This is a genomic window from Phytohabitans flavus (assembly GCF_011764545.1).
In the GTDB taxonomy this organism is placed as follows: domain Bacteria; phylum Actinomycetota; class Actinomycetes; order Mycobacteriales; family Micromonosporaceae; genus Phytohabitans; species Phytohabitans flavus.
The window spans coordinates 7,300,738-7,327,176 of record NZ_AP022870.1; the positions used below are offsets into that span (position 1 = coordinate 7,300,738).

Consider the following 26,439-nt stretch of genomic DNA (forward strand, 5'->3'; position numbering starts at 1 on the left):
GCTGGCGAACCCCGACGGACCGCCCGGTGTGAAGCCGGGGCCGGGCGAGAGCGGGTATGCGGGCCGGGTGAGGCCGGCGCGGCCGGCATTGGAGACGGGGTGGGCGTCGGCGGGGCGTACGTAGACACGTAGACGCCGCGTGGCGTCGATGGGGCGTCGGCCCGGCCAGCGGCACCGAGGCCAGCATCTCGCGAAGCTGCACGGCCGACGGGCGGGATTCCGGCTCGTTGGCCATCCCGTGCCGCAGCACGTCCATCAGTGCGCCGGGCACGCCGGGCAGATCCGGGATGGGCTGGTTGAACATCTCCATGAGCGTGATCAGGCTCGGGTTGCGATCTTCGCGCCAGCGTGGTGGCTTGCCGCGCATCACGGCGTACAGGGTGGCGCAGAGCGCGTACACGTCTACGGCCGGCGAGGGGGCGCTGTGCCGGAACATCTCCGGCGGCGCGTACGCCGGGGTGAGCACTTCGAGCGTGACCGAGGAGTCGCGCGCCTCGGCGAGGATCGCGAGGCCGAAGTCGGCCAGCGCCGGCTCGCCGAAGCGGGAACGGAGGATGTTGGCCGGCTTGACGTCGCGGTGCAGCACGCCGAGCTGGTGGGCGTCGGCCAGCGCATCGGCGATCTTCATGCCCACCTCGCGGGCCTCGGCCGGTTGAAGCGGCGCGTCGCGCATGCGATCGGCGTACGAGCCCTCGCACAGCTCCATGATCAGGTACGGATGCTGGTCGGCCGTCACACCGGCGTCGAAGAGGTCGACAACGTGCGGGTGCGACGACATCCGGCCCGCCGCCCGCGCCTCACGCAGGAATCGCCGCTGGTCACGCTCGTTGTCGAGCGTACGGTTTTCCACCTTGACGGCGACCTCGCGGGCGACCGACTCCTGGATCGCGCGGTAGACGGTGGCGTACCCACCACGGGCAAGTACCGACAATCCGGACAGCCCCGGCACCACCGGCAACGGCAGCGCGGTCGAGGCCCCTTCGGTCACGGGTTAGAAGGTACCGAAGACACGCGGCCTAGCCGTTCCCGCACCGCGTCTGCTCCCGCGCGTTCGACAACCCGCTGCGTCTCGTACGCGTACCGCACGGCGTCATCGGCCGCCGCCAGTGCCTCCTCGTGCTGGCCTCCGGCGGCCAGCGACTCGGCGAGCACCTCGGCGGCGACCACGCAGCTGCGCACGTCCTCGGCCGGTACGGCCACCGCCCGCCGAGCCCAGTCGAGCGCCTGCATCTGCTGCCCCTCGGCGAGCAGCGCCGCCGCGTACGCCGCGAGCGCCTGCCGCCGCGAGAAGAGCAGCCCGGGCCCCTTCGCATTGCTGGCGATCGGCGCGAGCAGCCCGATGGCGGTGGGCGCGTCACCCTCGGCCAGCCGGGCGCGGGCCAGCAGCACCCGCGGGCCGACCTGTGCCGGCGAGAGCGGGTTGTTGGGCTCGACCTTGGTCATCACGGTCTGCGCGTCGCGTGCGGCACCCTCGACGTCGCCGCTGTCCAGCGCCACGAACCCGCGCGTGGTGCCAGCCATGCCGGTCAGCAGCGGATGCCCGGTGCGCTCCGCATACCCCAAAGCGTCGGTCAGCAGGTCGGTCGCGTGCTCGAACTGGCCCAGCCCGCGGGCGATCGCCCCGCGCACCACGAGCGCGAAGCCACGCCCCCAGTCGTCGGCGACGGCGTCGAAGTCCCGGTACGCCCGGCGCGCCTCGCGGTCGGCCTCGGTGAGGTCGCCCAGCTCGGCCGCGGCGAACGCCTCGACCGCGCGCAACGTGCCCACCGCCCACGCCTCGCCGACCCGCTCGCCGAACGGCAGGAAGATCCGTGCCAGCCGCCGCGCCTCCGCCAGCCGCCCGGCCAGCAGCCGGGCGAACGCCGTCGTGCCGCGCAGCCAGGCCCGCCCGGTCGGGTCGCCCAGCTCGGCGAAGAGCCGCGCGGCCCGCCCGAGCACGGCGTCCGTACCGGCGAAGTCACCCCGCGTCGTGGTCACCCAGGCCAGGTCCTGAAGCGACCACGCCTGCCCGAGGCGGTCGCCCGAGGCGAGATCCACCTGGTACGCCCCCGCGAAGCGGCTGCTCGCCTGCCCGAGCCGCCCGCGCAGGTAGTCGGCCATGCCCAACCGCCGCATCGCCTCGGCGCGGGGGCCGGGCAGACCCGCCTCGGTGGCCACCTGCATGGCCTCCTGCCAGGCGTGCAGCGCGCGGTCAGGCTCGCCGAGCACCCGTTGGGCCCGGCCCATGACCAGGAGAGCACCGGCCCGCACGGCCGCGTCGTCGCCGGCGTTGGCGGAGAGCTTTTCCGCGTACGCCAGCGCGTCGCCGGCCCGGCCGGTCTGGAGCAGTGCCCGCGCCAGCACGAGGCGGTCGGCGTTGGGCAGTCCGTCGCCGGCGAGCTTGACGGCCCGCTCGGCGTACTCGGCGGCCAGCGTCGGCTCGCCCATCGCGAGTGAGCGGCGGGCGGCCCGGCCCAGCGCGGCGACGCCCAGCGGCACCACCGTACGGGCGACCGCGTCCGGCCGGAGGCTCACCGCGTCGGCGAGCGCCGCGGCCCGCTCGACGTGCCCGGCGATGAACGCGTCACGGTCGGCCGGCGTCATCCCGCCGAAGCCACCCACGCGGGCGACCCGCCCAGGCGGAAGCGCGGAAGGGGCAGGCGCGGCCCACTGCGCCAGCGTGGCGTGCCGCTCGGCCAGGTCGGTCTTGCCGATCCCCGCATACGCCGCCTCGCGCATCAGCGGCGTCGGGAAAGCGAACCCATCCCGCGTACGCCTCAGCATCCGCCGCTGGAGCAGCTCGTCGACGGCCCGCTCCAGCTCGACGGCGGCGACCGCGGTCGGGCGACCGTCGCGGCCGGCCCGCCGCTCGCGCAGCGCCTCCAGCGTGCCCTCCGGAACGGAGTCGCCGATCACGGCGGCGTCCCGGAGCACGGCCCGGGCGTCGGCGGGCAGCGCGTCGATGCGGGCGGCCAGCACGGCGGCGAGGTCGCGGGAGAGCAGCCGGCTGCCGAGCGAGCCTGGCGCCAGCCGCCACGTGCCGCTGACACCGGCCACCGGCGTAAGCGCGCCCCGCTCCATGAGCAGCGTGACCAGCTCGGCCAGGTAGAAGGGATTGCCCTGCGCGGTGGAGAGCAGCCGGTCGGTGTCGGCCTGGGGCAACCGTCCACCACGCAGGTACGAAGTGAGCAGCCGGGCCGCGTCGGCACCGCGTAGCGGGGGCAGCGGGTACACCTCGGCGTCGGCGACCCGGGTCAGCGCGCCAGCCGTACGGACCAGCTCGGGACGGCCCAGCAGCAGCACCAGCACCGGACCCGTGAGGTGCGACAGCGTAACGCCCAGCGCCTCGATCGTCTCCGGCGTCGCGTCGTGCAGGTCGTCCACGATCACGAGCAGCGGCACCTCGCCGGCCAGGCCGCTGAGCAGCTGGGCGACCGCGATCGGCGTGGCCTCGACGTCCGGGGCGGGGGTGTCTGGGGTCCACTCCGCCACCCCGGCCGGCACGCCGTGGGCGGTCGGCGTCTCTCCGTACCCCATCAGAGCCAGCAGGAGCTCGACGGCGACCGGCGGCGGATCGGACCGGAAGCGGCCGAGGCGCTGGCCGAGTCTCTTGAGCCGCTCCTCGACGACCGCGCGGGTGACCGCGGTGGCCGAGTCGCGCGGGAGGCCGATCGCGGTGCGCACCAGGTCGGCAAGGGGAGCCAGCCGGCGGCGCTCGCCGAAGGCGGCGCAGCGCACGGAGAGCACCCGCGCGCCAGTCGTCGCGGTGTACCGCCCGGCGCTCACGTCGTACCCAGCGGCGAGCCGCTCCACTTCGGACGCGAACCGGCTCTTGCCGATGCCGGCCTCGGCGGTCAGCACGAGCACCCTCGGCTCGGCGCTCTCGATCACCTCGGCGAGGCGGCCGGCGACTCGCCCCAGCTCAGTCTCACGCCCCACGAACGGCGCCTCGTCGCCGACGCCCGAGCGGGTGCCCGGGGCGTCGTGGAGGCCCAACAGCTCGTACGCCTCGACCGGCTCGCGCTTGCCCTTGAGTCGCAGCGGCCGCAGCTCACGCCACGACGCCACATGCCGGGTCGCCGACGAGGTACGGGCGCCGGCGTAGACCGCCCCCACCGCGGCGGCGTCGGCGAGGCGGGCGGCGGTATTGACCGTGTCGCCGATGACCGTGTACTCGATCGCGGCCTGGATGCCGGCGACCACCATGCCGGTGTTGAGCCCGACCCGGAGCCCTAGCGGGGCGCCGCCGCCGCGCTCATCGTCGAGCACCCGGCGGACCGCCCGCTGCATGCTCAGCGCGGCCCGGACCGCCCGCTCGGCGTCGTCTTCGTGGGCCACGGGCGCGCCGAAGACCGCCATGATCCCGTCACCGGTGAGCTTGTCGACGTGCCCGCCGAACGTCTTCACCGCGCCGGCCAGCGCGGCCAGCACCCGGTCCGTGACAGCACCGACCCGCTCCGGGTCGAGGTCTTCGGACCACGAGGTGAAGTCGGACAAGTCGCCGAAGAGAACCGTGACAACCCGCCGCTCGGCAGCCGGTAGCGAGGCAGCAGCCGGCAACGCGGCGCCACAGTTGTGGCAGAAACGCGCGCCAGGCACCGCGACGGTGCCGCACACGGGGCAAGTCACGGTGAGTCCAACCACACCGACCCGGAAGTCGATTCCCCACCGTCGTGCCCGAGGTACGCGAGTTGGGCGCGCACGGACCATTCGGCGGCGGGCCACAGCGACGGGTCCACATCCGCGTAGACCTTCGCCACGACCTCTTGCGCGCTCTGCGCGCCCTCTGATATTGCCTGTCTGACCTGGTCAAGGCGGGCGCGGCGGTGGGCAAGGTAGAACCGGGCGGCGGCGGCGCAGTCGGCCAGCGCCGGGCCGTGGCCGGGCAGGGCCGGGACTCCCTCGTACCCGGTAAGCGCCTGGAGGCTCGTCAGGTAGTCACCAAGATTGCCGTCCGGCCACGCCACGACCGTGGTACCGCGCCCCAGGATCGTGTCGCCCGTGAAGATCACCCGCTCCCCGTCCGCCTCCACGAGGAAGCAGACCGAGTCGGCGGTGTGCCCGGGCGCCGGCACCGAAATGATCGCCAGCCCGCTTGTGTCGTCGCTGGCGCCGGTCAGCTCGACGAACCGCTCCAGCCCCTCGACGTGATCGGGGTGGCCGTGGGTGGCCAGCACCGCACCGACCGGGCCGGTCGCGGCCACCGCGCGCAGGTGCCCCTCGTCGAGCGGGCCCGGATCGATCACGACCGAGCGCTCGTAGCCGGGCACGCGCAGCACCCAGGTATTGGTGCCATCCAGAGTCATCGGCCCCGGGTTGGGGGCGCGCACAAGCGTGACCCAGTCCGGCAACCGGTCGGCCAGCGCCGCCGCGGGCGCAGTGACGTGCCCCACCATGCCAGCGATCCTACGGCGCCCGGGTGACACGGCGGGCTTTCACTCAGGTAGCACTCAGCCTCTGCGGCTTACACCTGTGCCGCAACTCAGCCCGCGCGGGTGGTGCTCAGGCGACCTCGACGATGACCTCGACCTCGACGGGCGCGCCCAGCGGCAGCTCGGCCACGCCCACCGCGCTGCGCGCGTGCTGGCCCGCCTCGCCGAAGACCGCGCCGAAGAACTCGGAAGCGCCATTGATCACGCCAGGCTGGCCGGTGAAGCCCTCGGCCGAGGCGACGAAGCCGGTCACCTTGACGACCTTCACCACGTTTTCCAGGCCGACGAGCGAGTCGATCGCCGCGATCGCGTTGAGCGCACACCGCTCGGCCAGGTCCTTGGCCTGCTCCGGGGAGACGCCCGCACCGACCTTGCCGGTCGCGAGCAGCTTGCCCTCGGCGATCGGCAACTGGCCGGAGACGTACACCTGCTTGCCCGACTGCACGGCGGGCACATAGGCGGCCACCGGCGGGACGACCTCGGGCAGTGTGAGGCCCAGCTCGGCCAGCTTCGCGTACGGGTCGTTCACGCGGCGCCCTTCGGGCGCTTGAGGTACGCGACGAGCTGCTCCGGGTTGGGGCCCGGAATGACGGCCACAAGCTCCCAGCCGTCCTCACCCCAGTTGTCCAGGATCTGCTTGGTCGCGTGGACCAGCAGCGGGACGGTGGCGTACTCCCACTTCTGCATGCCGGCACCCTAACCGGCGCGCTGGTAGGGCTCGCCGTTGGGCGGGGAGCGTGGGGCGCGTGTGGCCAGCGGGGCTTCGGCCGTTCGCCACCGGGCGCTACCCTGACGGGCACATTGTGACCGTGGGCCTGGGGGATATCAATGACGCAACCGCCGAACGGTGGCGCCGGAGAGCAGCAGGAAGGTCCGGCGCCCGGTTATCCGGCACCGGTCGACCCGTTCGCCGCCGCGCCCGCCGATCCGCCGGCGCAGCCAGCTGTACCACCACCGCCGGCGCAGCCGATCGTGCCGCCGCCGCCACCGGCGCAGCCGGGGATTCCGCAGCAACAGCCGGGATACCCGCCGGCGTACACCCAGCCCGGCGCCGCACCTGGCTATCCGCCGGCGCCCGGTTACGCCCCGCCGCCAGCCCAGCCGGGCTACCCCGTGCCCGACCCCGGCTATGCCGCGCAGCCCGGCTACCCGCCGCCGCCCCAACCCGGCTACCCGGCGCCTCAGCCGGGCGTCGCCGGGCCGCCGCCCGTTCCCGGTTACGCGCCGCCGGCACCCGGCCAGCCCATCCCTGGCCAGCCCGTGTCCGGGCTGCCCGGCTATCCCCAGCCTGGCCAGCCGGTGTACGCGCCGCCGCCCGAGCAGCCCGGCTATCCGCAACAGGTGCCCGGCCAGCCCTACCCGGCTCCGGTCTCCGGCGGGCCGTACGTGCAGCCGACCTCGGGTCAGCCTCTGCCAGGTCAGCCGACGTCGGGCATGCCCAGCTCCGGCCAGCCGTACGCGCCGGTCGGGTATCCGCAGGGCGCGCCGGGCTACCCGCCGACCGATCCGAATCTTGCCCAGCCCGGCTACCCGGGCTACCCCGGAGCGCCGGCACCTAAGAAGTCCCGTACGCCGATGATCCTCGCGATCGTGGCGGTGGTCGCCGTGCTGCTGTGCGGCGGCGGTGTTACCGCGGCGGTGCTGCTCATGCAGCGGACCGAGCCCAACGACGGCGCCGCCGAGCCGGTGGCCGCTGTGCAGGACTTCCTCAAGGCGGTCTACAACGACCAGGACGCGGTCAAGGCCAACAACCTCGTGTGCGCCGAGTCCCGCGACGAGGCAGCGCTGACCACGAAGGTCGACGAGGTCAAGGCCAACGCCACGAAGTACAGGAACCCCCGGTACAAGTGGGAAGAGCCGAAGGTGGATAACCAGGACGCGGAGAGCGCGAGCGTCTCGGTCAAGATCACCATGACCACCAGCGACGAGAAGGTCGCCGAGCAGCAGCTCAAGTTCACCGTCGTGCAGAAGACCGGCTGGTTCGTCTGCGAGATCGGCGGCTGATCACCCGCTCGGCGAACGGACTACGCTCGAATTGTGCGGGCGAACGAGCAGGTCCCCGGCCAGGTCAATCCGGCCTGGCCGGCGCGTCTCCATGTTGTGACAGGCAAGGGCGGCACCGGTAAGACCACGGTCGCCGCCGCCTTGGCGCTGGCGCTGGCCGCTGGAGGGCACCGCACGCTGCTGGCCGAGGTCGAGGGGCGGCAGGGCATCGCCGAGCTGTTCGGGCTCGGCCCGCTGCCGTACGAGGAGCGCAAGGTCGCCGGAACCGCGGACGGCGGCGAGGTGCGGGCGCTCGCGGTCGACCCCGAGCTGGCCCTGCTCGAGTACCTCGACATGTTCTACAGACTCGGTGCGGCAGGTCGGGCGCTGCGCAAGTTCGGCGCGATCGACTTCGCCACCACGATCGCCCCCGGCCTGCGGGACGTGCTGCTGACCGGCAAGGTCAAGGAGGCCACGACCCGCACCGCCGAGCGGCGCCGGGTGTACCACGCGGTCGTGCTCGACGCCCCACCCACCGGGCGGATCGGCCGCTTCCTCAACGTGACCGCCGAGACGGCCCGGCTGGCGAAGGTCGGCCCGATCAAGACGCAGAGCGAAAACGTGGCCGCCTTCCTCCGCTCCCCGATGACCTCCGTGCACGTGGTGACGCTGCTGGAGGAGATGCCGGTACAGGAGACGGTCGACGCGATCGCCGACCTGGACGGCCTCGGCATCCCGGTCGGCAAGGTCATCGTCAACGGCACCCGCCCACCGCTCCTCGCCGATGCCAAGGTCAACCAGGCCGAGCTGCGCCGCGGGCTGGCCGCGGCCGGACTGCCTACCGATCGAGCCACGGTCGCCGGCCTGTACGACGAGGCGAAGGCCCACCTCACCCGCCGCGAGTTGGAGGAGTCGCTCCGCGTGGAGCTGGCGGAGCTGGATCGCCCGATCGTGGAGCTGCCCACACTGACCAGTGGGGTCGACCGTGCCGGCCTGGACACCCTGGCGGCTGATTTGTTGGGCACCCATTGAGCGCGCCCGGATACGCTCAGTCGGTGTCTTCGGATCACGCGGACCGGCGGCTGGATGTGGATCGCATACTGGCCGACCGTGGCGTGCGGATCATCGTCTGCTGCGGCTCAGGCGGGGTTGGCAAGACCACCACTGCCGCCGCGATCGCGCTGCGCGCCGCTGAGCGCCACGGGCGGCGCACGGTCGTGCTCACGATCGACCCGGCCCGCCGCCTCGCCCAGTCGCTCGGGCTGACCGAGCTCGACAACACACCGCGGCAGGTCAAGGGCATCGACGCGGAGGAGAGCGGCGGCGAGCTGCACGCCATGATGCTCGACATGAAGCGGACCTTCGACGAGGTCGTGCTCGCCCACACCGACCCGGCCCGCGCCACCGAGATCTTCGCCAACCCCTTCTACCAGGCCATGAGCTCGACGTTCTCCGGCACGCAGGAGTACATGGCGATGGAGAAGCTGGGCCAGCTGCACGCCCGTGGCGAGTGGGATCTGATCGTGGTGGACACACCACCGTCCCGCTCCGCCCTCGACTTCCTCGACGCGCCCGCGCGGCTCTCCCGCTTCCTCGACGGTCGCATGCTGCGCCTGCTGCTGGCGCCCGCGCGCGCTGGCGGACGCAGCATGTTCAGCCTGGTCACGGCCTCGCTCGGGATGTTCTCCCGGGTGGTGCAGAAGGTGCTCGGCGCGCAGCTGTTGACTGACCTGGGCGGATTCGTCGCCGCACTCGACTCGATGTTCGGCGGCTTCCGGCAGCGCGCCGAGCAGACGTACCGCATCCTCCAGGCCCGCGAGACGGCGTTCCTGCTGGTCGCGGCGCCGGAGCCGGATGCGGTCCGGGAGGCCGCCTACTTCGCCAAGCGGCTCGGCGAGGAGCGCATGCCGCTTGCTGGGCTGGTCCTCAATCGGGTACACCGCACGACCGTCGAGGGACTGTCCGCGGAGCAGAGCCTGGCCGCGGCGGACGAGCTGGACCGCGCCGGCGGCAACGAAGCCACCGCTGACGCGCTGCGGATCCACGCGGCGCTGGCCGAGCAGGCGGTACGCGAGCAGCGCGTGGCCGCGGTCTTCACCGACGCCCACCCCTCGGTGCCGACCGTCGAGGTAGCGGCGCAGCCCGCCGACGTACACGACGTCGACGGGCTGCGTACGGTTGGTGACGCGCTCAGCCGGCCGTGACCAGCACCTTTTCCTTGTCGCGCAGCGCCGCCTCGAACATCTTCCGCCAGCTGTCCACCTGCGGGTGGCGCCGCAGCAGTGCGCGGCGCTCGCGTTCGGTCATGCCACCCCACACACCGAACTCGATGCGGTTGTCGAGTGCGTCGGCGAGGCACTCGTAGCGCACCGGACAACTGCGGCAGATCCGCTTGGCTACATTCTGCTCGGCACCCTGTACGAAGAGTGCATCTGGGTCACCACTCTGGCACGCTGCCATGCTCGGCCAGTCTGTGATCATCCCCATCTGTCCACGTCCCCCCTTGCAGTCCGCTTCCCCGACCCGTGCCCGGCCGGATTCCCCCCGGCCACTCGCTGGGCACTCCCCCGAGCCCCAACGAGTGACGTGCAGTACTCGCCGGACCATCATGCTCTGTAGTCATCCGATTACGCAACGTTGTCTAGCAAATTAGATCAAAACAGCGATGGTCCGTCGTTCCGGGCGGACCGGACCTTGGTTTACCCGGCGGCGATCTGCGAAAACGCGAGCTAAGTGTCCCGCACGTGGGTCAGACTCAACATCGGCAGAAGCATCCGCACGCAGGGGGTCATGCGTCTAGCACAACGAGGCCAGTGCCCGCAGGACATGCCCGAAAGTCCGAGAAGTTTCGGCGTCGGGCGGGTACTAGCACGCGGGACGGCCGATCGTTGCGAGGTCCCGTACCCTGACGAGGTGACCTGGATGCGGAAGCGTGATCACAACATTTTTGCGAACGCCGCATCGCTGCTGATCTGCGGGCTCCTGGCGGGCGTGGTTGTGGCCGCCGCAGCCTTCCCCGCGGTTGCGATGTCGGGCCTGGCGGCCAAGGCTGGTGCGGAGACCTTCGACCGGCTGCCCAGCGAGCTGACCGTAAAGCGGTCGCCGCAAATGACCTATGTCTACGCCTCCGACGGCAAGACGCTGATCGCCACGATGTATGACGAGAACCGGCGCGATGTCCCGCTCAAGGACGTCTCGCCGATCATGCAGGAAGCGATCATCGCGGCCGAGGACCACACGTTCCGCACGCACAACGGCGTCGACGCCAAGGGCATCGCCCGCGCGTTCGTCGCCAACAACTCGGCCGGCAGCACCACGCAGGGCGCGTCCACGTTGACCATGCAGCTCGTCCGCATGCTGATCGCGTATTCGGCGACCCACCCGCAGGACGTGGTCGCCGCGACCGAAGACACCAACGCGCGCAAGCTGCGCGAGATGAAGTACGCGCTCCAGCTCGACAAGGAGATGACCAAGGACGAGATCCTGGAGCGCTACCTCAACATCGCTCCGTTCGGCCGCGGGGCGTATGGGATCTTCGCCGCCAGCCAGGTCTACTTCGGCAAGCACCCCCGCGATCTGAAGATCGAAGAGGCTGCGCTGCTCGCCGGCATGGTCAAGGCGCCCTCGGCGTTCGACCCGACCACTCCGGCCGGCAAGCCGCAGGCGCTCGACCGGCGTAACTACGTGATCGACAACATGGTCGAGACCCAGGCGATCACGCCCGAGCAGGCCACCGCAGCCAAGGCCGTGCAGCTCAAGGTCAAGGACAAGCGCACGCCGAATGGCTGCGTCGCCACCAGCAAGAACCACTGGGGCTTCTTCTGCGACTTCTTCTACCGCTGGTGGATGGAGCAGGAGACGTTCGGCGCGACGTCGTATGACCGGGAGCGGCGGCTCAAGAGCGGCGGCTACCGCATCGTCACCACGATGGACGTCAAGACCCAGCAGGTGGCCAAGGCCAACATCGACAAGCACCTCAAGTCCAACAACAAGAACGCGCTGATGCTGGCCGGCATCGAGCCGGGCAGCGGACGGGTGCGTGCGCTCGCGGTCAACCGGGTGTTCAAGCTCGACGACCCCGCCAATCCGCAGAACAAGATCTCGTCCAACCCCGCCAAGGCGAAGAAGAAGATCCGCGGCACGTACCCGAACACGACCAACCCGCTGCTCACCGGCGGTGGTGACATCAACGGGTACCAGTTCGGGTCGACGTTCAAGATGTTCACGATGGTGGCGGCACTGGAGCGGGGCTACCCGCTGGAGACCACCATCAACACGGTCTCGCCGTACCCGTCGAAGTACATCGTCGACTCAAACTCGCCAGCGGCCTGTAAAGGCACCAACAAGTACTGCCCGGAAAACGCCGGTCGCAAGGGCTACGGCCCGATGAACATGTGGTCCGCGTTCGGCCAGTCGATCAACACGTACTTCGTTCCGCTGGAGGAGCGTGCCGGCGCGGCCAACGTGGTCGACACCGCCAAGAAGCTGGGCATCCAGTTCCGGGCCAGCACCGACGCCGCGATCGCCAACAACCGGGCCGCAGCCGACCAGTGGGGCGCCTTCACCCTGGGCGTCTCCTCGGCCACTCCGCTCGAGATGGCCAACGCGTACGCCACGCTGGCGGCCGACGGGAAGTACTGCGAGCCGATCCCGGTGCAGGAGATCGTCGACCAGGACGGCAACAAGCTCGACATCGCCAACCCGCGCTGCGAGCAGCGGATCAAGACCGAGGCAGCGCGCGCCGCGGTCGACGCCGCCCGGTGCCCGGTTGGCGACCGCTCCACGACGTCGAAGTGTGCCGGTGCGACCGCCCGCCAGGCGAAAACCGAGATCGGCAAGCCGATCATGGGCAAGAGCGGCACCACCGACAGCGCCAAGACCGCCTCGCTGATCGTCGGTACCAAGCAGCTCATGGTGGCCGGCATCATCGCCGACCCGGACTGGGCGCAGACCAGCACGAGCTTCACGCACGACGAGGTCAATGACGCGGTCTGGAGCACCGTGCGTGACGCGATGAAGGGCAAGCCGGCGCAGCAGTTCACGGCGCCAAACGGCAAGATCGTCGAGGGCGACCAGCGCTCGATCCCCGACGTCAGGTGCAAGACGATCGACGATGCGCGCGGCCGCCTCCGCGGGGCCGGCTTCGAGGTCTTCGTCAACCCGACGCCGGTCGACTCCAACTGCCCGGCCGGCACCGCCGCTGGCACCAGCCCCGACGGCCGCACCATCAAGGGCGGCATCGTGAGCATCGAGGTAAGCAACGGCAAGGGCGTGCAGCAGCCTGGCAACCCGGGCAATCCGCCGGGTCGAGGTCCAGGCGGACGGCCAGGCCCTCCGCCGCCGAGAGACTAGCCCTGTGAGCGGGCGCTGTGAGGGTCCAGGCCCTCGCGGCGCCCGTTTTCTTTGTCGCCCCCGCGCGCCCCCGCGCTGCCGCTCAGCTGGCCAGCTGGCGGCGTACCTCGGCGGCCACCCGACCACCCTCGGCCTGGCCTGCCACCGCGGCCTGGGCCGCCTTCATGGCCGGGCCCATCTGACCCATCCCGCTGAACCCGCCCGTGGCGAGCGCCCCCGCGACGAGCTCGGCCAGCTCCTCATCGCTGAGCTGCTTCGGCAGGTAGCGCGCCAGCACGTCGCCCTCGGCGGTCTCCTTCGCGGCCTGGTCGGCGCGGCCCGCATCGGCGAACGCGACGGCAGCTTCGCGGCGCTTCTTCGCCTCCTTGACGAGCACCGCGAGCACCTCCTCGTCGGACAGCTCGCGCTTGCTCTGGCCCGCGACCTCGGCGTTGCCGACGGCGGCCAGCGCCATCCGCAGGGTGGACGTGGTGACCTCGTCACGCGCCTTCAGCGCCGTGCGCATATCGGCCGTGAGGGTGTCCTTGAGCGTGCCCATGGTGGCCCAAACTACCCTGGGCGGCATGCGGAAGCGCACATTGCTCGGACTCGCCGCGGGGACGGCCGCCGCCGGCGCCGCCACGCTGGCATACGCCTCGCTCATCGAGCGCAACATGTTCACCCTCCGGCGGTACGACGTGCCGGTGCTCGGCCTCGACGCCGAGCCGCTACGTGTCCTCCACATCTCCGACCTGCACATGATGCCCGACCAGCGGCGCAAGCAGGATTGGGTGGCTTCTCTGGCCGGCACCGACCCCGATCTGGTGGTGGTCACCGGCGACAACATGGCCCACCCCGACGCCGTGCCGGGTGTGCTCCGCGCGCTACAGCCGCTGCTCGACCGCCCCGGCGCCTTCGTGTTCGGGTCGAACGACTACACCGGCCCAGTGCTTAAGAACCCGTTCGGCTACTTCCGCCGGCACGAACGCACCGCCGGCCGCCGCCACGGCGTCGAGCTCCCCTCGGAAGACCTGCGCGAGCTGCTGGTCAGCTGCGGCTGGGCCGATCTCAACAACGCCCGTACGACCCTCAAGGCCGGTGGCCGCCTCATCGAGCTTGTCGGCGTCGACGACCCCCACATCGAACGCGACGACTACTCCTCGGTCGCCGGCGGCGCCTCGGCCGACGTCGACGTCCGGCTGGGCCTGACCCACTCGCCCGAGCCGTTCGTCCTGGACGCGATGGCCGCCGACGGCTTCGACCTCCTCCTGGCCGGCCACACCCACGGCGGCCAGGTCCGCGTCCCGTTCGTGGGCGCGCTGGTCACCAACTGCGACCTCCCCCGCTCGATGGCGAGGGGCCTCTTCCGCTGGCCCGGCTCCGACGCCTGGCTCCACGTCTCCGCGGGCCTCGGCACCCACCCGACGGCCCCGGTCCGCTTCGCCTGCCCACCCGAGGCTTCGCTGCTCACGCTGATCCCGCGCTGAGCCGATACCGAGTTTGTCCCGCTGAGGGCGTGGGCTACTATTACGCGGGCACTGCCTCGGGGTGTGGCGCAGTTTGGTAGCGCGCTTCGTTCGGGACGAAGAGGTCGTCGGTTCAAATCCGGCCACCCCGACCATGCCGAAAGGCCAGGCGAGATTACCTCTCACCTGGCCTTTCTTCGTGTCACGGGCGATCAGGCTCCGGGGTTCGAACCGTCGCTTTCTCCCTCCTCTGCCGCGGACGCGTGGGCGTAGCGATTGAGCGTGGTCGAGACCTGCCTATGGCCCATGACGGCGGTCCGGAAAGTCCTCGGTCACCTCGTTGCCGTCGGTGTTCTGACAGGGCCGCGCGTATCAGTCGGCATGGCCCGGCGCCCTTATTCGACGCCGTGCCCGGCGGGCGTCTCGCCGCGCTGGGTGGGGGGCACCCGCGGACCGACCTGGTCCGCGCGTCGGCTATCAGAGGGGAACGTCAACAATGACCGAACAGCTAGCTCGCGAGAAGGTGGGCGTGCGGCGCTGCCCGGCGCCGCCGAAGGGCTTCGACCCGTTCACCGCGAGCCAGAATGACCTGATCCACTACGGGCTGCCGCTGCGGCCCGACCCGCGGACCCAGCCGGGCATGGCGGCGCTGTGGGAGCGCCAGGCCAACCTCGTCCGCGACTTCGAGCACCTGGAGGCGGAGTTCGACGCGACGACGGCGGACAAGCAGCCGGTGGCCGCGAGCGCTCTGGCCCCGGCGCCCATCGAGTCGTGTGGATACAACCTGACGAGCCTCTCGGCACCCTTCTCCGCCCTGTTCGTCAACTTCACGGTGCCGAACCTGCGCTTCGCCGCCAGCCCGCTGGGTATCAACCGCTTCCACACCTTCGCCGGCCTGGGCTTCCTCGACGTGCACGTCGAGATGACCGTCGACTCCGCGCAGAACGTGACCGCCCAGCTCTGGGCGCTGGGCGTCGGCAACGTCAACCTGCCGGTCGCGCCGGGTGAGGTCATCGCCGCCTCGCTCTGTCTGGACACCAATGGGGCCGGCACCGCGACCTACTTCCTGACCAACCAGACCCGCGGCCAGACGATGAGCTTCTCGGTCAACACCGGCTTCCCGCCGGCGGTCACCATCAACGCGGGCGTCACCCGCGGCGACCTCAACCAGCCGGTCCACCCGCTGGCCCGCTTCGGCACGGTCTACTTCGACGAGATCAGCGCCTTCACCACCAGCGGCACCCGCTCGCTGACGGCGGGCGACGCCATCACCATGACCGAGACCACCGGCGCCACGCTGGCCCGGCCGATCCGGATCAACGAGTTCGCCTTCAAGGCCGTCTTCGCCGCCTCCTGAGCCGGGAAGACACCCGCCGGTATCGGGGCCGCCGAAGAAAATCTTGGACGGTCCCGGTACCCGGGCCAACCTTCTTGTCGATGGGCCCTACCGTGGCGCCCATGGGAGCGCTGGACGTCGTCATCACGGTCGGCGCCGGCGTTGCTGCCGCGCTCAACGGCACCATCGCGATCGCGATCCTGTGGCGCAGCCGCCATCAGCCCGATGCGATCATCTGGCGGAGGCAGCGGGTGGCCGCACCACGGTGGGCGGCCGCCACTTACCTGTTCGCCGGGTTGACCTTCGGCACCGGGGCTGTCAGCGACATCTTGTTCGAAACGGGAAGCATCGAAGAGGGTCTCATGGTCCTCGCAGTCCTGGTGTGGGTCGCCTGCGCCATCATCGCGGGCATCATGTGGTCCGTCCGAGGCAGACAGACGACGCCACACTGACGCGGGCGCCCCGCCCGCCGGCTCAGCCGAGGGTGAACTTCTCCCACGGACCAATGGCCACGCGGTTGGCGATCAGCGACTTCGACCCGGCGCTTTCGGCGACCACGTACCGCCTGTTGATGGCGGACCGGAAGCTCACAGAACCGTCGCTGTTACGGACCAACCTGAACCGCTCCCACGGACCCACCGCCGCCCGGTTGGCGATCAGCGGCTTCGCGCCCGCGCTCTCCGCGACCACGAAATGGTTGTTTGCCCGGGAGAAGAGAGCGACCTGCTCGTTGCCCAGGTCGATGATGTCGAACCGCTCCCACGGACCCACGGCCGCCCGGTTGGCGATCAGCGGCTTGGCACCCGCGCTCTCCGCGGCTACGTATTTGCCGTTGACGTTGGCCTTCAGACTGCGGGCGGCGTCGGTCACCTTGACCTGGTAGAACTTTTCCCACGGTCCGATCGCGGTCCGGTTCGCGACCAGGTACGGCGCGGCGTGCGTCAGGATGCTGATGTAGCGGCCGCTGGCGCCGGACTGGAGGCTGATGCTCCCGTCGGCGTTGCGCACGAGGGTGAAGCGTTCCGCGTCGCCGGCAAAGATGCGGTACATCTCAAGCCGGCCGGAGCCAGCGGTGTAGTCAGAGACATACTTTCCGGTCGCGCGGGAGAAGAGGGCGACCCGCCCCGATCCCGCGTCCACGACGTCGAACTGCCCGGCCGCGGTCAGCCCCGAGTCCTCCGGGATGAGGTCGGTGTTACCGGGGCGGACGTAGACGTACCGCAGGTTGTAGATGGAGAGCAGCCCGAACGTGCCAGTCGGCCGCAAGACGCTGACCTGCTGCGATGTGCGGCTATACCGCCCGTCGGCACCGGTGGCCCTAGTGTCGACGGTGAAGTCGCCCCACTGCGTGTAGCGGTGCGACGCGATCGGTGATGTCTGGGTGATACGCGTGCCGTCGCCGAAGTCGAAGGTGTAGGAGGCGATGGCGACGGTGCCGGGCACCGACTTACTGGCGTCGATCTTTACCGTGCTCGCCACAGCATCCAGCGTCACGGTCGCCTGAACCAGCGGACCCCGGAGCGTCTCAGTTATGCCCCGGTCGGCGAATGGCACCAGACCGGCGCCGGTATTCGGCACGCCGAGATCATCGATCCGGGCATTGCCGGCAAAATCCGTGCTCGGGTAGCCGGGCGCCGCCGAGTTGGCCGAGTCGATAACGTCCTTGCTGGACCAGGCGTCCCGGTCGTGCTGGCCCTGACCTGACGTGGTCCGGAAGGCGGCCAACCCCATCGGGGTGCCACCCCAGGCGTACGCCTGATCCGGCACGAACGGGTGGTAGGTGTTGTTGTAGTCGACCACGGTGTCCCGGACAGCAGCGTCCTGCACGGCGATCTCGGCGCCGCCCCTATTGCCCGAGCCGCAACTTGTGTCGGACGAGGACCCGTTGGAGTCGAGCACATTGTTCTGCACCGACACCCGGACCGACGCGCCGTCGACCCGGATACCGTCACGGCAGCGCTGAAGGATCGTGTTGTTGGTGATCGCGGTATGGGCGGCACCGCGATTGTGGACTCCGTGACCGCCTCCGGCGTTGATGCGGTTGTTGACGACCACGGTGTCGGTCGCACCCGACTCGACCGCGATCGCACCGCCCATGAAGCCATCGAAGGTGTTGCGTAGCACTCTGTTGCCCGCCCCGTCGACCTGGATGGCCACGCCCACTTCACCGGCCGAGGGCAGGTTGAGCGACATTCTCAGCCCGCTGATAGTGACGCCGCTCGTGGCGCCGTCCATGGTCACGCCGGTGAGGCGCCCCTGACCACTTACACCAAAGCCCGTCAAGGTCGATGCGGTGACACCGGCAAGACGGACCGCTGGCGCGGTCGCGTTCGTCGCCATTCCAATGTGACCGACGTCGATGGTGATGCCAGAGGCGTTGTGGAGGTCGATGGCCGGCACGTTTTCGGAGTACAGCACCCGGATGCCCTGAATTGTGATGTCGTGCTGGCCGTCGATCACGAAGCCCGCGGTCGGCCCATGGAGAACAGGGCCGCTGCCCGCCGCCGCGCGGAAGGTGATCGGCTGACCCGGTACACCGGACCTGGCGATGGTGACCCGCTCTCGGTAGAGATTGGGGCCTACATCTACTGTCTGCCCAGCCGTTACCACCGCGGCGGCCGCGCCAATCGTGCAGAACGGCTGCTCCAGCGCGCCTGTACCACTGTCCAAACAGTTCGGATCCATCTGTCTGACGTAGAGGATCGCGGGTTCGGCAGCCTGTGCTGGGCCGGAGAAGCCCACCAAGGCGCCGCTGGTCAAGGCGATCGCGGTCAAGGCGGCACGGAAGCGTGTACGCATGGTGGTCCCCGTGAGCAAAGGAAGGAAGGCGAAGTCGCGTCGATCAAAACATGCGCACAGAGCTGTAAGTCACTGGCCGAACGGTTCGTACCGCGAACGCTGACATTTCCAAAAGACCGTAGGGTCGAGCCATGACCAAAAAGGACTGGGTCCAGTGGCATGAAGCGTACGAGGACACGTCGTCATCGCTGTCCAGGCGGCTCGCGATGGTCCAGCACCAGATCCGGATCGTGCTCGATCGCCGCCCGCCCGGACCGATTCGCGTCGTGAGCCTCTGCGCTGGGCAGGGGCGTGACATCCTCGGTGTGCTGGCCGACCACCCGCGCCGCCACGACGTCACCGGGCGCCTTGTCGAGCTCGACCCGGACAACGCCCGGGCGGCACTCGCATCGGCTCGGGAGAGCGGGCTCGGCGGTATCGAGGTTGTGACCGGCGACGCCGCCGACACGACCAACTACGCCGGCGCGGTACCGGCCGATCTGGTGCTGGCCTGCGGCATCTTCGGCAACATCAGTGACGACGACATCCGCCGTACGGTCGCCAGCCTGCCCGGCTTCTGCGCCACCGGCGGTACCGTCATCTGGACCCGGCACCACGAGCCACCCGACCTCGTGCCGACCATCTGCGAGTGGTTCGAGGCGGCCGGCTTCCAGCGGATCTGGGTCACCGACGGCAGCGCTGGCTATGGCGCCGGCGTGCACGAATACCTCGGACCCGTCACGGAGCTGCCGATGGGCGAGCGGCTCTTCTCGTTTCAGAAATGACGCTGCCGGAAGGGCTGGTCAGCGGCTGGCCAGCTCGGCGGCAAGCAGCTCGGCGATCTGCGCGGTGTTGAGCGCGGCGCCCTTGCGCAGGTTGTCGCCGGTGACGAAGAGGTCGAGCGAGCGCGGGTCGTCCATCGAGCGGCGCAGCCGCCCCACCCAGGACGGGTCGGTGCCCACCGCGTCGATCGGCATCGGAAACTCGCCGGTTGCGGGGTCGTCGACCAGGATCACGCCCGGCGCATTGCGCAGCGCCTCGCGCGCGCCCTCGGCGTCGACCTCGCTGCCGAAGACCGCGTGTACGGCCACGGAGTGTCCCGTCACCACCGGCACCCGCACGCAGGTGGCGGAGACCTTGAGGTCCGGCAGGCCGAGGATCTTGCGGGACTCGTTGCGAATCTTCAGCTCCTCGGAGGACCAGCCGGCCTCCTTGAGCGAGCCGGCCCACGGCACCACGTTGAGCGCGAGCGGTGCCGGGAACGGGCCGAGGTCGTCGCCGACCGCCTGCCGTACGTTGCCCGGACGCGAGCCGAGCACGCGGTCACCCGCGACCTTCGCCAGCTGGTCGTGCAGCGTGTCGACGCCGACCTGCCCGGCGCCGGAAACCGCCTGGTACGAGGCGAGCACAAGCTCGCGCAGGCCGTACTCACGGTGAAGCGGCGCGATGGCCACGATCATCGCGAGCGTGGTGCAGTTGGCGTTGGCGACGATCCCCTTCTTTCGGTTTCGCAACTGCTCCGGGTTGATCTCGGGGACGACCAGCGGCACGTCCTTGTCCATCCGGAAGGCGCCGGAATTGTCCACCGCGACCGCGCCGCGCGACACCGCGATCGGCGCCCACTCGGCCGAGACCTCGTCGGGCACGTCGAACATCGCCACGTCGACGCCGTCGAACACTTCCGGCGTCAGGGCCTGGACGGTCAACTCCTCGCCGCGGCACTGCACCTTGCGACCGGCCGAACGGGACGAGGCGACGACGCGGATCTCGCCCCACACGTTGCGCCGGGAGGAGAGCAGGTCGCACATGACGGTACCGACCGCACCGGTGGCACCGACGACCGCGAGCGTGGGCATCGCCATGCCTACCTCCCCGTCCCGGCGTACACGACTGCCTCTTCCGCACCACCCAGGTCGAACGCGGCATGCACAGCGCGCACGGCGGCGTCCAGATCGGTGTCGCGACAGACGACGGAAACCCGGATCTCCGACGTGGAGATCATCTCGATGTTGACGCCGGCCTCGCCGAGCGACGCGAAGAACTTGGCCGCCACACCCGGGTGGGATCGCATCCCGGCTCCCACCAGCGACACCTTGCCGACGTGGTCGTCATACAGCAGGCCCTTGAACTTGACCGTCTCCTGGATCTTGCTCAGCGCGGCCATCGCGGTGGGTCCGTCCGCCTTCGGCAGCGTGAACGAGATGTCCGTGCGGCCGGTGCCCTCTGTGGAGACGTTCTGCACGATCATGTCGAGATTGGTCTCGGCATCGGCCACAGTCTGGAAGATTCGGGCGGCCGCGCCGGGCTCATCCGGAACGGCGACGATCGTGATCTTCGCCTCGCTCCGGTCGTGAGCGACCCCGGTGATCAGTGCTTGCTCCACAGGAAGGTCCTCCATCGATCCGGTGACCATGGTGCCGGTGTTCTGGGAGTACGACGAGCGGACATGGATCGGGAGCCCCGCCCTCCGCGCGTACTCCACGCTGCGCAAGTGCAACACCTTTGCGCCACACGCGGCCAGTTCCAGCATCTCTTCGTACGTGATCTGCTTGATGTGACGGGCGTTGGCAACAATTCTGGGGTCTGCGGTGAATATGCCGTCGACGTCTGTGTAGATCTCGCAGACGTCCGCCCGCAGCGCGGCGGCCAGCGCCACCGCGGTCGTGTCGGAGCCGCCCCGCCCCAGCGTGGTGATGTCCTTGGTGTCCTGCGAGACGCCCTGGAAGCCGGCGACGATCGCGATCGCGCCCTCGTCGAGCGCGCTACGCAGGCGGCCCGGCGTCACGTCGATGATCCGCGCCTTGCCGTGGACCGATGTGGTGATCACACCAGCCTGTGAGCCCGTATACGACCGGGCCTCGAAGCCGAGGTTGTGGATCGCCATCGCGAGCAGTGCCATCGAGATGCGCTCACCGGAGGTCAGCAGCATGTCCAGCTCGCGTCCAGCCGGCACCGGGCTCACCTGGTGGGCCAGGTCAAGCAGCTCGTCGGTCGTGTCACCCATCGCTGAAACGACCACGACGACATCGTCGCCCGCCTTGCGGTTGGCCACGATCCGCTCCGCGACCCGCTTGATCCGTTCCGCGTCCGAGACCGATGAACCGCCGTACTTCTGCACGACGAGTGCCACGACAGTCTCGCTCCTTCCACATCGCCCGCTACGTGCCAACGCCGCCGGTCCGAGGCCGGCGGCGCCGCGTAAGACGACACCAGGTTACCGGCGGCCTGTGACGGCACGAACACGCGATCCCAGCATCCGGCCGACATGCGGCGGGAGGGGGACGCCCGCGCCCGGCGTGTCACCCGCTCCACTCGCGCCAGAACAAGAGAATGTGAATGTGTATACGCGCGGAATCGCCGGCACCGCAGCGCTCCTCGGGCTCGTCGCACTGACCGCCTGCGGCGCAGGCGAGCCGGCGCCCGAGCCGGAGACGCCGAAGACCACCGTGCCCACCGGCGCGCCCGACGCCCGGGTCCAGCTCGCGGGCCTCGCGGCGGCGGCACAGGATCGCAAGGTCACCGCGCTGTACACCTGGTCCGCGCCGGGCCGCTCGGATCGCACGGTGGTGTTGACCACCGCCGCCGACGGCAGCTGGCGGGTCGACGTGCCGCTCGGCGCGCTCGGCGGTACCGCGGACGTCTCGATGGCACAGAACGCCGAGGGCCTCTTCCAGTGCGTGCTCCCCTCGGCCGAGCACCCTGTATCGCCGGCCTGCGTGCGGGTCGCCGACCCGGGCGGCACGATCGAGCGCGGCGTCGACCCGCAGGTGCAGCACCCGTTCACCGACTGGCGGAAGGTCCTCACCGACCGGACCGCGCCGCTGTCCGTCTCCGTCGCACAGCCGCTGCCGGGCGCCAGCGGCGCGTGCTTCTCGGTCGAGACCACCACGGCGTCGGTCGACGCACCGCTGGACGCCGGCATCTACTGCTATGCCCCGGATGGCACGTTCACCGGGGTGAAGGTGAGCTTCGGCACGCTCCTGCTCGCCGGCGCACCCTCCGGCGCGCCGCCCACGATCACGTTGCCCGGGCCCGTGGTGGCCCAGGAGCCGCTGGGTATGACCACCCCGCCGCCCTCCACCGCGATCCCGTCGGTGACCCCGACCGCATGAACTCTGGGTGGATCAACAGACACGCCGGGTGACCCCCGAGTGGTGACGCAGCGTCCGATACGGCACACTCGGCGCCATGTCCGAGCTACACCCCTTGCTCGCGACCCGGTGGAGCCCACTGGCTTTCGACCCGGTCGCCGAGCTATCCGACGACGTTGTCGGTTCGCTGCTCGAGGCTGCCCGTTGGGCACCATCGACCGCCAACAGCCAGCCATGGCGCTTCGCGGTCGGCCGGCGTGACGACGAGATGTACAAGCGGACCTTGGAAAACCTCTCCGCCGAGTGCCAGCGTTGGGCCGGCAACGCTTCGGCGCTGATCGTCGCCGCTCGCCTCGATCGGGTGATGCTGCCGCGCGCCGCGTACGACCTGGGCCAGGCCGTGGCGCATCTCACGGTCCAGGCGACGGCGCTCCGGCTGCACGTGCACCAGATCGTGGACTTCGATTTCGATGGCCTCCGCGCCGACCTCGACATCGCCGATGACCTGCACCCGACGGTCGTCGTGGCGGTGGGGCGGCTGGGCGATCCGGCCATCCTTCCCCCGATCTCCGGGCCTGGGAGACCGCCTTGCGCACGCGTGTCCCCGTCACCGAGCTATTGGTAAACCGGGTTTCGATCACCTAGAGTGGCGCTTGTCATGTGGCAGGCGCTCCTTCTTCGCCGCCGCGACGAGGCCCTCTAGGCCGGCACCTCGTCGCGGTGTCTGGCGTGTGCGCCGGCTTTCCTGCCCGGATCCCACCCAGCCCATGACTCCAGGAGCGATTTTCGATGTCTGCCGGCAGCGTCAATGATCAAGATGCCATCGCGCGGCAGCGGCCCAGCCGCATGCCCTACCAGCGTTACCAGCCCTACCACCAGCAGTTCTCCGTAGAGCTGCCGGACCGCCAGTGGCCCACCCGCCGCGTCGAGGTCGCGCCCCGCTGGTGCGCCGTCGACCTCCGTGACGGTAACCAGGCCCTGATCGACCCGATGTCCCCGGAGCGCAAGCGGCGGATGTTCCAGCTGCTGGTGCAGATGGGGTACAAGGAGATCGAAGTCGGGTTTCCGTCCGCCAGCCAGACCGACTTCGACTTCGTACGGCAGCTGATCGAGCAGGACCTGATCCCCGACGACGTCACGATCCAGGTGCTGACCCAGTGCCGCGAGCACCTGATCGACCGCACCTTCGAGTCGCTGCGCGGGGCGAAGCGGGCGATCGTCCACTTCTACAACTCGACCTCCACGCTCCAGCGCCGCGTGGTATTCGGCCTGGACCGGGCGGGCATCACCGCGATGGCCGTCGACGGGGCGCGGATGTGCCAGAAGTACGCGGAGATCCACACCCCGGACACCGCGATCTTCTACGAGTACTCGCCCGAGTCGTACACCGGCACCGAGCTCGACTACGCGCTGGAGATCTGCGGTGCCGTCATCGACGCCGTCGACCCGACGCCAGACCGCCCGCTGATCGTCAACCTGCCGGCCACGGTCGAGATGGCCACCCCCAACGTGTACGCCGACTCGATCGAGTGGATGCACCGCCACCTGCCCCGGCGCAGCAGCGTCGTGCTGAGCCTCCACCCGCACAACGACCGCGGTACCGGTGTGGCCGCCGCTGAGCTGGGCCTGCTGGCCGGCGCCGACCGCATCGAGGGGTGCCTGTTCGGCAACGGTGAGCGCACCGGCAACGTCGACCTGGTGACGCTGGGCCTCAACCTCTTCTCCCAGGGCATCGACCCGCAGATCGACTTCGCCGAGATCGACGAGATCAAGCGGACCGTCGAGTACTGCAACCAGCTGCCCGTGCACGAGCGCCACCCGTACGCCGGCGATCTCGTGTACACCGCGTTCTCCGGCTCGCACCAGGACGCGATCAAGAAGGGCTTCGACGCGCTGGCCGTCGACGCGGCGGCTGCGGGCGTGACCATCGACAGGCACCAGTGGGCGGTGCCCTACCTGCCGATCGACCCCAAGGACCTGGGCCGCAGCTACGAGGCGGTGATCCGGGTCAACTCGCAGTCCGGCAAGGGCGGCGTGGCGTACATCATGAAGGAGGAGCACAACCTCGACCTGCCGCGACGGTTGCAGATCGAGTTCTCCGGCGTGGTGCAGCAGTTCACCGATGCCGAGGGTGGCGAGGTCGAGCCCGGCCGCATGTGGGACATTTTCGCTGGCGAGTACCTCGTCGACCACCAGGCGCAGCCGGCGCTGGGGTTGCACACGTACGCGACCTCCACTGTGGAGGGCAAAGTCGAGATCGAGGCGGACGTGACGTTCGGCGGCGAGCGGCAGACGCTGGTCGCGGTCGGCAACGGTCCGATCAACGCGTACGTGAACGCACTCCAGACCGTCGAGGTCCAGGTACGGGTGCTCGACTACGCCGAGCACGCGATGTCGGCGGGCGGCGACGCCCAGGCCGCCGCGTACGTGGAGTGCGAGGTGGACAGCCGCACGGTGTGGGGTGTCGGCCTCGACGCCAACATCGTCACCGCCTCGATGAAGGCCGTGACCAGCGCCGTCAACCGGGCCCGCTAGGCGTTGTCACCCCCGCTCGGGCGCCCGCGATCCGGGCGCCTGGGCGAGGGGTGCACCAGCACCAGGGCGAGCACCGCACCGGCCGCCAGCAGCCCGGCGCACCACGCCATCGCGCCCCGGAAGCCGGCCGCCAGCTGGTCGGGGTGCTCGTACCCCGTACCCGAAAGGCCCACGAGGAGCGGAAGGGCCGCGACGGCGAGCAACCCGCCGGCACGCGCGGCGGCGTTGTTCACCCCGCTCGCGATACCGGAGTGCTCGTCACTGACGGCGCCCAGGACGGCGGCGGTCAATGGCGCCACCAGCAGCGTCAGCCCGGCGCCGAAGACGACAGTGCCCGGCAGCACGTCGGTCCAGAAGTTGGCGTCGGCCCCGATCCGGCGCAGCAGCAGGAGCCCGACTGCGGCGACCAACGGCCCGACCGTCAACTGCGGGCGCGGGCCAATCCGGCTCGCCAGAGCGCCCGACCATGACGAGCCGGCGAGCATCAGCAGCGTGGTCGGCAGGATCGACGCGCCGGCGCCGACGGCCGAGAAGCCGGCGACGTTCTGGAGGAAGACAACGAGAAAGAAGGACAGGCCGCCGAGTGCGGCGTAGATGGAGACCGTATAGATGTTCAGTGCGCTGAACATCCGGGACGCGAAGAGCGACGGCGGCAGCATGGCCGCGGGCCCGCGGCGCCGCTCCAGCAGGACGAATGCGACCGCCGCCCCGACCCCGACGGCGACCGAGAGCGCCACCGGCAACGAGCGCAGGCCGTGTCCGGCGCTCTGGATCAGGGCGTACGTGATGCCGGCCAGTCCCGTGGCGGCCAGCAGCGCGCCGGCCACGTCGAACCGTTGGACGCGCGGCGCGCGGCTCTCCGGCACCCAGCGCGCGGCGGCGAACACCGCCACCAGCGCCAGCGGCACGTTGAGGAAGAAGATCGCGCGCCAGGAGATCGCGTCGATCAACCACCCGCCGATGAACGGGCCAGCCGCCGTGGCCACCCCGGACAGCCCGGTCCACGCGCCGATCGCCTTGCCCCGCTCGTCGGGGTGGAAGCTGGACTGGATCAGCGCGAGCGAGCCGGGCACGAGCAGCGCCGCGCCGAGGCCTTGCAGTACGCGGGCCCCGATCAGCCACTCCACGTTCAGGGCGAAGCCGCACAGGACGGAGGTGGCGCTGAACCAGAACACGCCGACCACGAAGACGCGGCGCCGGCCGTACCGGTCGCCGAGCGAACCGCCGAGCAGCACGAACGCGGCGAGCGTGAGCATGTACCCGTTGACCGTCCACTGGAGACCGGCCAGCGACGCGCCCAGGCTGACGCCGAGGTGGGGAAGGGCGACGTTGACGATCGTGGCGTCGAGGAAGGCCATTCCGGAGGCGAGAGTCGCCGCCAGCAGCGCACCGCGTCCGGGTCCGGAACCGAGCCGGAGGCTGCCACTCACGATGTACACCTTGCCCAGCGAGATGCGGCCTAAGCCGCGAAACGCCGAAACCAGGCCGGGTTACCGTGCGGATCGCCA

At 70.3% G+C, this 26,439-nt stretch carries 20 protein-coding genes, 1 tRNA gene and 2 pseudogenes; 12 read left to right on the forward strand and 11 right to left on the reverse strand.

The window, feature by feature from the left end:
- Positions 1-65 precede the first annotated feature (65 nt).
- The 5 genes and pseudogenes from Pflav_RS48150 to Pflav_RS32120 form a co-directional block, all read right to left on the reverse strand.
- A pseudogene (locus Pflav_RS48150) lies at positions 66-988 on the reverse strand (serine/threonine-protein kinase); the annotation flags it as partial.
- Complete coding sequence (locus Pflav_RS32105; protein ID WP_415624354.1) at positions 985-4,689, reverse strand: adenylate/guanylate cyclase domain-containing protein; 3,705 nt, start codon at positions 4,687-4,689, stop codon at positions 985-987. The gene Pflav_RS32105 and the pseudogene Pflav_RS48150, both read right to left, overlap by 4 nt.
- Positions 4,605-5,375, reverse strand: coding sequence for an MBL fold metallo-hydrolase (locus Pflav_RS32110; protein WP_173040552.1), 771 nt, complete (start codon positions 5,373-5,375; stop codon positions 4,605-4,607). The genes Pflav_RS32105 and Pflav_RS32110 overlap by 85 nt, the downstream gene beginning before the upstream one ends.
- A 106-nt stretch (positions 5,376-5,481) precedes the next feature.
- On the reverse strand, positions 5,482-5,940 hold the full coding sequence (locus Pflav_RS32115) for a RidA family protein (RefSeq protein ID WP_173040553.1): 459 nt from the start codon (positions 5,938-5,940) through the stop codon (positions 5,482-5,484).
- Entirely contained in the window at positions 5,937-6,098 is a 162-nt protein-coding gene (locus Pflav_RS32120) for a DUF4177 domain-containing protein (protein WP_173040554.1), read from the reverse strand. Before Pflav_RS32120 ends, Pflav_RS32115 begins: the two co-directional genes overlap by 4 nt.
- A 141-nt stretch (positions 6,099-6,239) precedes the next feature.
- On the opposite strand from Pflav_RS32120, the gene Pflav_RS47655 reads away from it, so the two are divergent.
- From Pflav_RS47655 to Pflav_RS32135, 3 genes are read left to right on the forward strand one after another with little or no spacing between them, the layout of a single operon-like run.
- Entirely contained in the window at positions 6,240-7,415 is a 1,176-nt protein-coding gene (locus Pflav_RS47655; protein WP_173040555.1) for an Rv0361 family membrane protein, read from the forward strand.
- A gap of 33 nt (positions 7,416-7,448) precedes the next feature.
- Positions 7,449-8,426, forward strand: coding sequence for an ArsA-related P-loop ATPase (locus Pflav_RS32130; RefSeq protein WP_173040556.1), 978 nt, complete (start codon positions 7,449-7,451; stop codon positions 8,424-8,426).
- Positions 8,427-8,449: 23 nt separating this feature from the next.
- Positions 8,450-9,598: an ArsA family ATPase gene (locus Pflav_RS32135; protein ID WP_173040557.1), complete on the forward strand. Its 1,149-nt coding sequence runs from the start codon at positions 8,450-8,452 to the stop codon at positions 9,596-9,598.
- Here Pflav_RS32135 and Pflav_RS32140 read toward each other — a convergent pair.
- Positions 9,585-9,881 carry a WhiB family transcriptional regulator gene (locus tag Pflav_RS32140; RefSeq protein WP_173040558.1) on the reverse strand — a complete coding sequence of 99 codons (297 nt, stop codon included), beginning with the start codon at positions 9,879-9,881 and terminating at the stop codon, positions 9,585-9,587. The two genes, Pflav_RS32135 and Pflav_RS32140, sit on opposite strands and share 14 nt — an antisense overlap.
- Before the next feature lie 435 nt (positions 9,882-10,316).
- Here Pflav_RS32140 and Pflav_RS32145 point away from each other — a divergent pair, with 435 nt between their 5' ends.
- Complete coding sequence (locus Pflav_RS32145) at positions 10,317-12,746, forward strand: penicillin-binding protein (RefSeq protein ID WP_173040559.1); 2,430 nt, start codon at positions 10,317-10,319, stop codon at positions 12,744-12,746.
- 82 nt (positions 12,747-12,828) lie between these two features.
- On the opposite strand, the gene Pflav_RS32150 is transcribed toward Pflav_RS32145, so the two are convergent.
- Entirely contained in the window at positions 12,829-13,284 is a 456-nt protein-coding gene (locus Pflav_RS32150) for a GatB/YqeY domain-containing protein (protein WP_173040560.1), read from the reverse strand.
- Between the two features lie 25 nt (positions 13,285-13,309).
- On the opposite strand from Pflav_RS32150, the gene Pflav_RS32155 reads away from it, so the two are divergent.
- The 4 genes from Pflav_RS32155 (at position 13,310) to Pflav_RS32170 (ending at position 15,979) form a co-directional block, all read left to right on the forward strand.
- On the forward strand, positions 13,310-14,212 hold the full coding sequence (locus Pflav_RS32155) for a metallophosphoesterase (RefSeq protein ID WP_173040561.1): 903 nt from the start codon (positions 13,310-13,312) through the stop codon (positions 14,210-14,212).
- A gap of 57 nt (positions 14,213-14,269) precedes the next feature.
- Positions 14,270-14,346, forward strand: a tRNA-Pro gene (locus Pflav_RS32160).
- Positions 14,347-14,687: 341 nt separating this feature from the next.
- Complete coding sequence (locus tag Pflav_RS32165; RefSeq protein WP_173040562.1) at positions 14,688-15,548, forward strand: G1 family glutamic endopeptidase; 861 nt, start codon at positions 14,688-14,690, stop codon at positions 15,546-15,548.
- A gap of 101 nt (positions 15,549-15,649) precedes the next feature.
- The gene (locus tag Pflav_RS32170) at positions 15,650-15,979 is read left to right on the forward strand and encodes a hypothetical protein (protein WP_173040563.1); all 330 of its coding nucleotides are present in this window, start codon (positions 15,650-15,652) and stop codon (positions 15,977-15,979) included.
- A 22-nt stretch (positions 15,980-16,001) separates the two neighbouring features.
- Here Pflav_RS32170 and Pflav_RS32175 read toward each other — a convergent pair whose 3' ends face one another.
- Complete coding sequence (locus Pflav_RS32175) at positions 16,002-18,326, reverse strand: right-handed parallel beta-helix repeat-containing protein (RefSeq protein ID WP_173040564.1); 2,325 nt, start codon at positions 18,324-18,326, stop codon at positions 16,002-16,004.
- Positions 18,327-18,457: 131 nt separating this feature from the next.
- Between Pflav_RS32175 and Pflav_RS32180 the strand changes: the two genes are divergently transcribed.
- Positions 18,458-19,090: a class I SAM-dependent methyltransferase family protein gene (locus Pflav_RS32180; protein WP_173040565.1), complete on the forward strand. Its 633-nt coding sequence runs from the start codon at positions 18,458-18,460 to the stop codon at positions 19,088-19,090.
- Between the two features lie 18 nt (positions 19,091-19,108).
- Here Pflav_RS32180 and Pflav_RS32185 read toward each other — a convergent pair whose 3' ends face one another.
- Both Pflav_RS32185 and Pflav_RS32190 read right to left on the reverse strand, forming a co-directional pair.
- A complete protein-coding gene (locus Pflav_RS32185; RefSeq protein WP_173040566.1) occupies positions 19,109-20,167 on the reverse strand; it encodes an aspartate-semialdehyde dehydrogenase in 1,059 nt (352 codons plus the stop codon).
- Between the two features lie 2 nt (positions 20,168-20,169).
- Positions 20,170-21,435 carry an aspartate kinase gene (locus Pflav_RS32190; RefSeq protein ID WP_173040567.1) on the reverse strand — a complete coding sequence of 422 codons (1,266 nt, stop codon included), beginning with the start codon at positions 21,433-21,435 and terminating at the stop codon, positions 20,170-20,172.
- Positions 21,436-21,643: 208 nt separating this feature from the next.
- On the opposite strand from Pflav_RS32190, the gene Pflav_RS32195 reads away from it, so the two are divergent.
- From Pflav_RS32195 to leuA, 3 genes and pseudogenes are all read left to right on the forward strand, one after another.
- Positions 21,644-22,417 (forward strand): hypothetical protein, encoded by a 774-nt coding sequence (locus Pflav_RS32195; RefSeq protein ID WP_173040568.1) that lies wholly within the window; start codon positions 21,644-21,646, stop codon positions 22,415-22,417.
- A gap of 76 nt (positions 22,418-22,493) precedes the next feature.
- A pseudogene (locus tag Pflav_RS32200) lies at positions 22,494-23,041 on the forward strand (nitroreductase family protein).
- Positions 23,042-23,185: 144 nt separating this feature from the next.
- Positions 23,186-24,931, forward strand: coding sequence for a 2-isopropylmalate synthase (leuA, locus tag Pflav_RS32205; RefSeq protein ID WP_173040569.1), 1,746 nt, complete (start codon positions 23,186-23,188; stop codon positions 24,929-24,931).
- On the opposite strand, the gene Pflav_RS32210 is transcribed toward leuA, so the two are convergent.
- Entirely contained in the window at positions 24,928-26,364 is a 1,437-nt protein-coding gene (locus Pflav_RS32210) for an MFS transporter (RefSeq protein WP_173042756.1), read from the reverse strand. The genes leuA and Pflav_RS32210 overlap by 4 nt on opposite strands.
- Positions 26,365-26,439: the final 75 nt, after the last annotated feature.

What these genes read in the sequence shown, in the direction of transcription:
- Pflav_RS32105 (WP_415624354.1), bottom strand. Translation starts at nt 4,689, where the DNA reads ATGGTCCGTGCGCGCCCAACTCGCGTACCTCGGGCACGACGGTGGGGA.
- Pflav_RS32110 (WP_173040552.1), bottom strand. Translation starts at nt 5,375, where the DNA reads ATGGTGGGGCACGTCACTGCGCCCGCGGCGGCGCTGGCCGACCGGTTG.
- Pflav_RS32120 (WP_173040554.1), bottom strand. Translation starts at nt 6,098, where the DNA reads ATGCAGAAGTGGGAGTACGCCACCGTCCCGCTGCTGGTCCACGCGACC.
- Pflav_RS47655 (WP_173040555.1), top strand. Translation starts at nt 6,240, where the DNA reads ATGACGCAACCGCCGAACGGTGGCGCCGGAGAGCAGCAGGAAGGTCCG.
- Pflav_RS32140 (WP_173040558.1), bottom strand. Translation starts at nt 9,881, where the DNA reads ATGGGGATGATCACAGACTGGCCGAGCATGGCAGCGTGCCAGAGTGGT.
- Pflav_RS32145 (WP_173040559.1), top strand. Translation starts at nt 10,317, where the DNA reads ATGCGGAAGCGTGATCACAACATTTTTGCGAACGCCGCATCGCTGCTG.
- Pflav_RS32150 (WP_173040560.1), bottom strand. Translation starts at nt 13,284, where the DNA reads ATGGGCACGCTCAAGGACACCCTCACGGCCGATATGCGCACGGCGCTG.
- Pflav_RS32155 (WP_173040561.1), top strand. Translation starts at nt 13,310, where the DNA reads ATGCGGAAGCGCACATTGCTCGGACTCGCCGCGGGGACGGCCGCCGCC.
- Pflav_RS32165 (WP_173040562.1), top strand. Translation starts at nt 14,688, where the DNA reads ATGACCGAACAGCTAGCTCGCGAGAAGGTGGGCGTGCGGCGCTGCCCG.
- Pflav_RS32170 (WP_173040563.1), top strand. Translation starts at nt 15,650, where the DNA reads ATGGGAGCGCTGGACGTCGTCATCACGGTCGGCGCCGGCGTTGCTGCC.
- Pflav_RS32175 (WP_173040564.1), bottom strand. Translation starts at nt 18,326, where the DNA reads ATGCGTACACGCTTCCGTGCCGCCTTGACCGCGATCGCCTTGACCAGC.
- Pflav_RS32180 (WP_173040565.1), top strand. Translation starts at nt 18,458, where the DNA reads ATGACCAAAAAGGACTGGGTCCAGTGGCATGAAGCGTACGAGGACACG.
- Pflav_RS32185 (WP_173040566.1), bottom strand. Translation starts at nt 20,167, where the DNA reads ATGGCGATGCCCACGCTCGCGGTCGTCGGTGCCACCGGTGCGGTCGGT.
- leuA (WP_173040569.1), top strand. Translation starts at nt 23,186, where the DNA reads ATGTCTGCCGGCAGCGTCAATGATCAAGATGCCATCGCGCGGCAGCGG.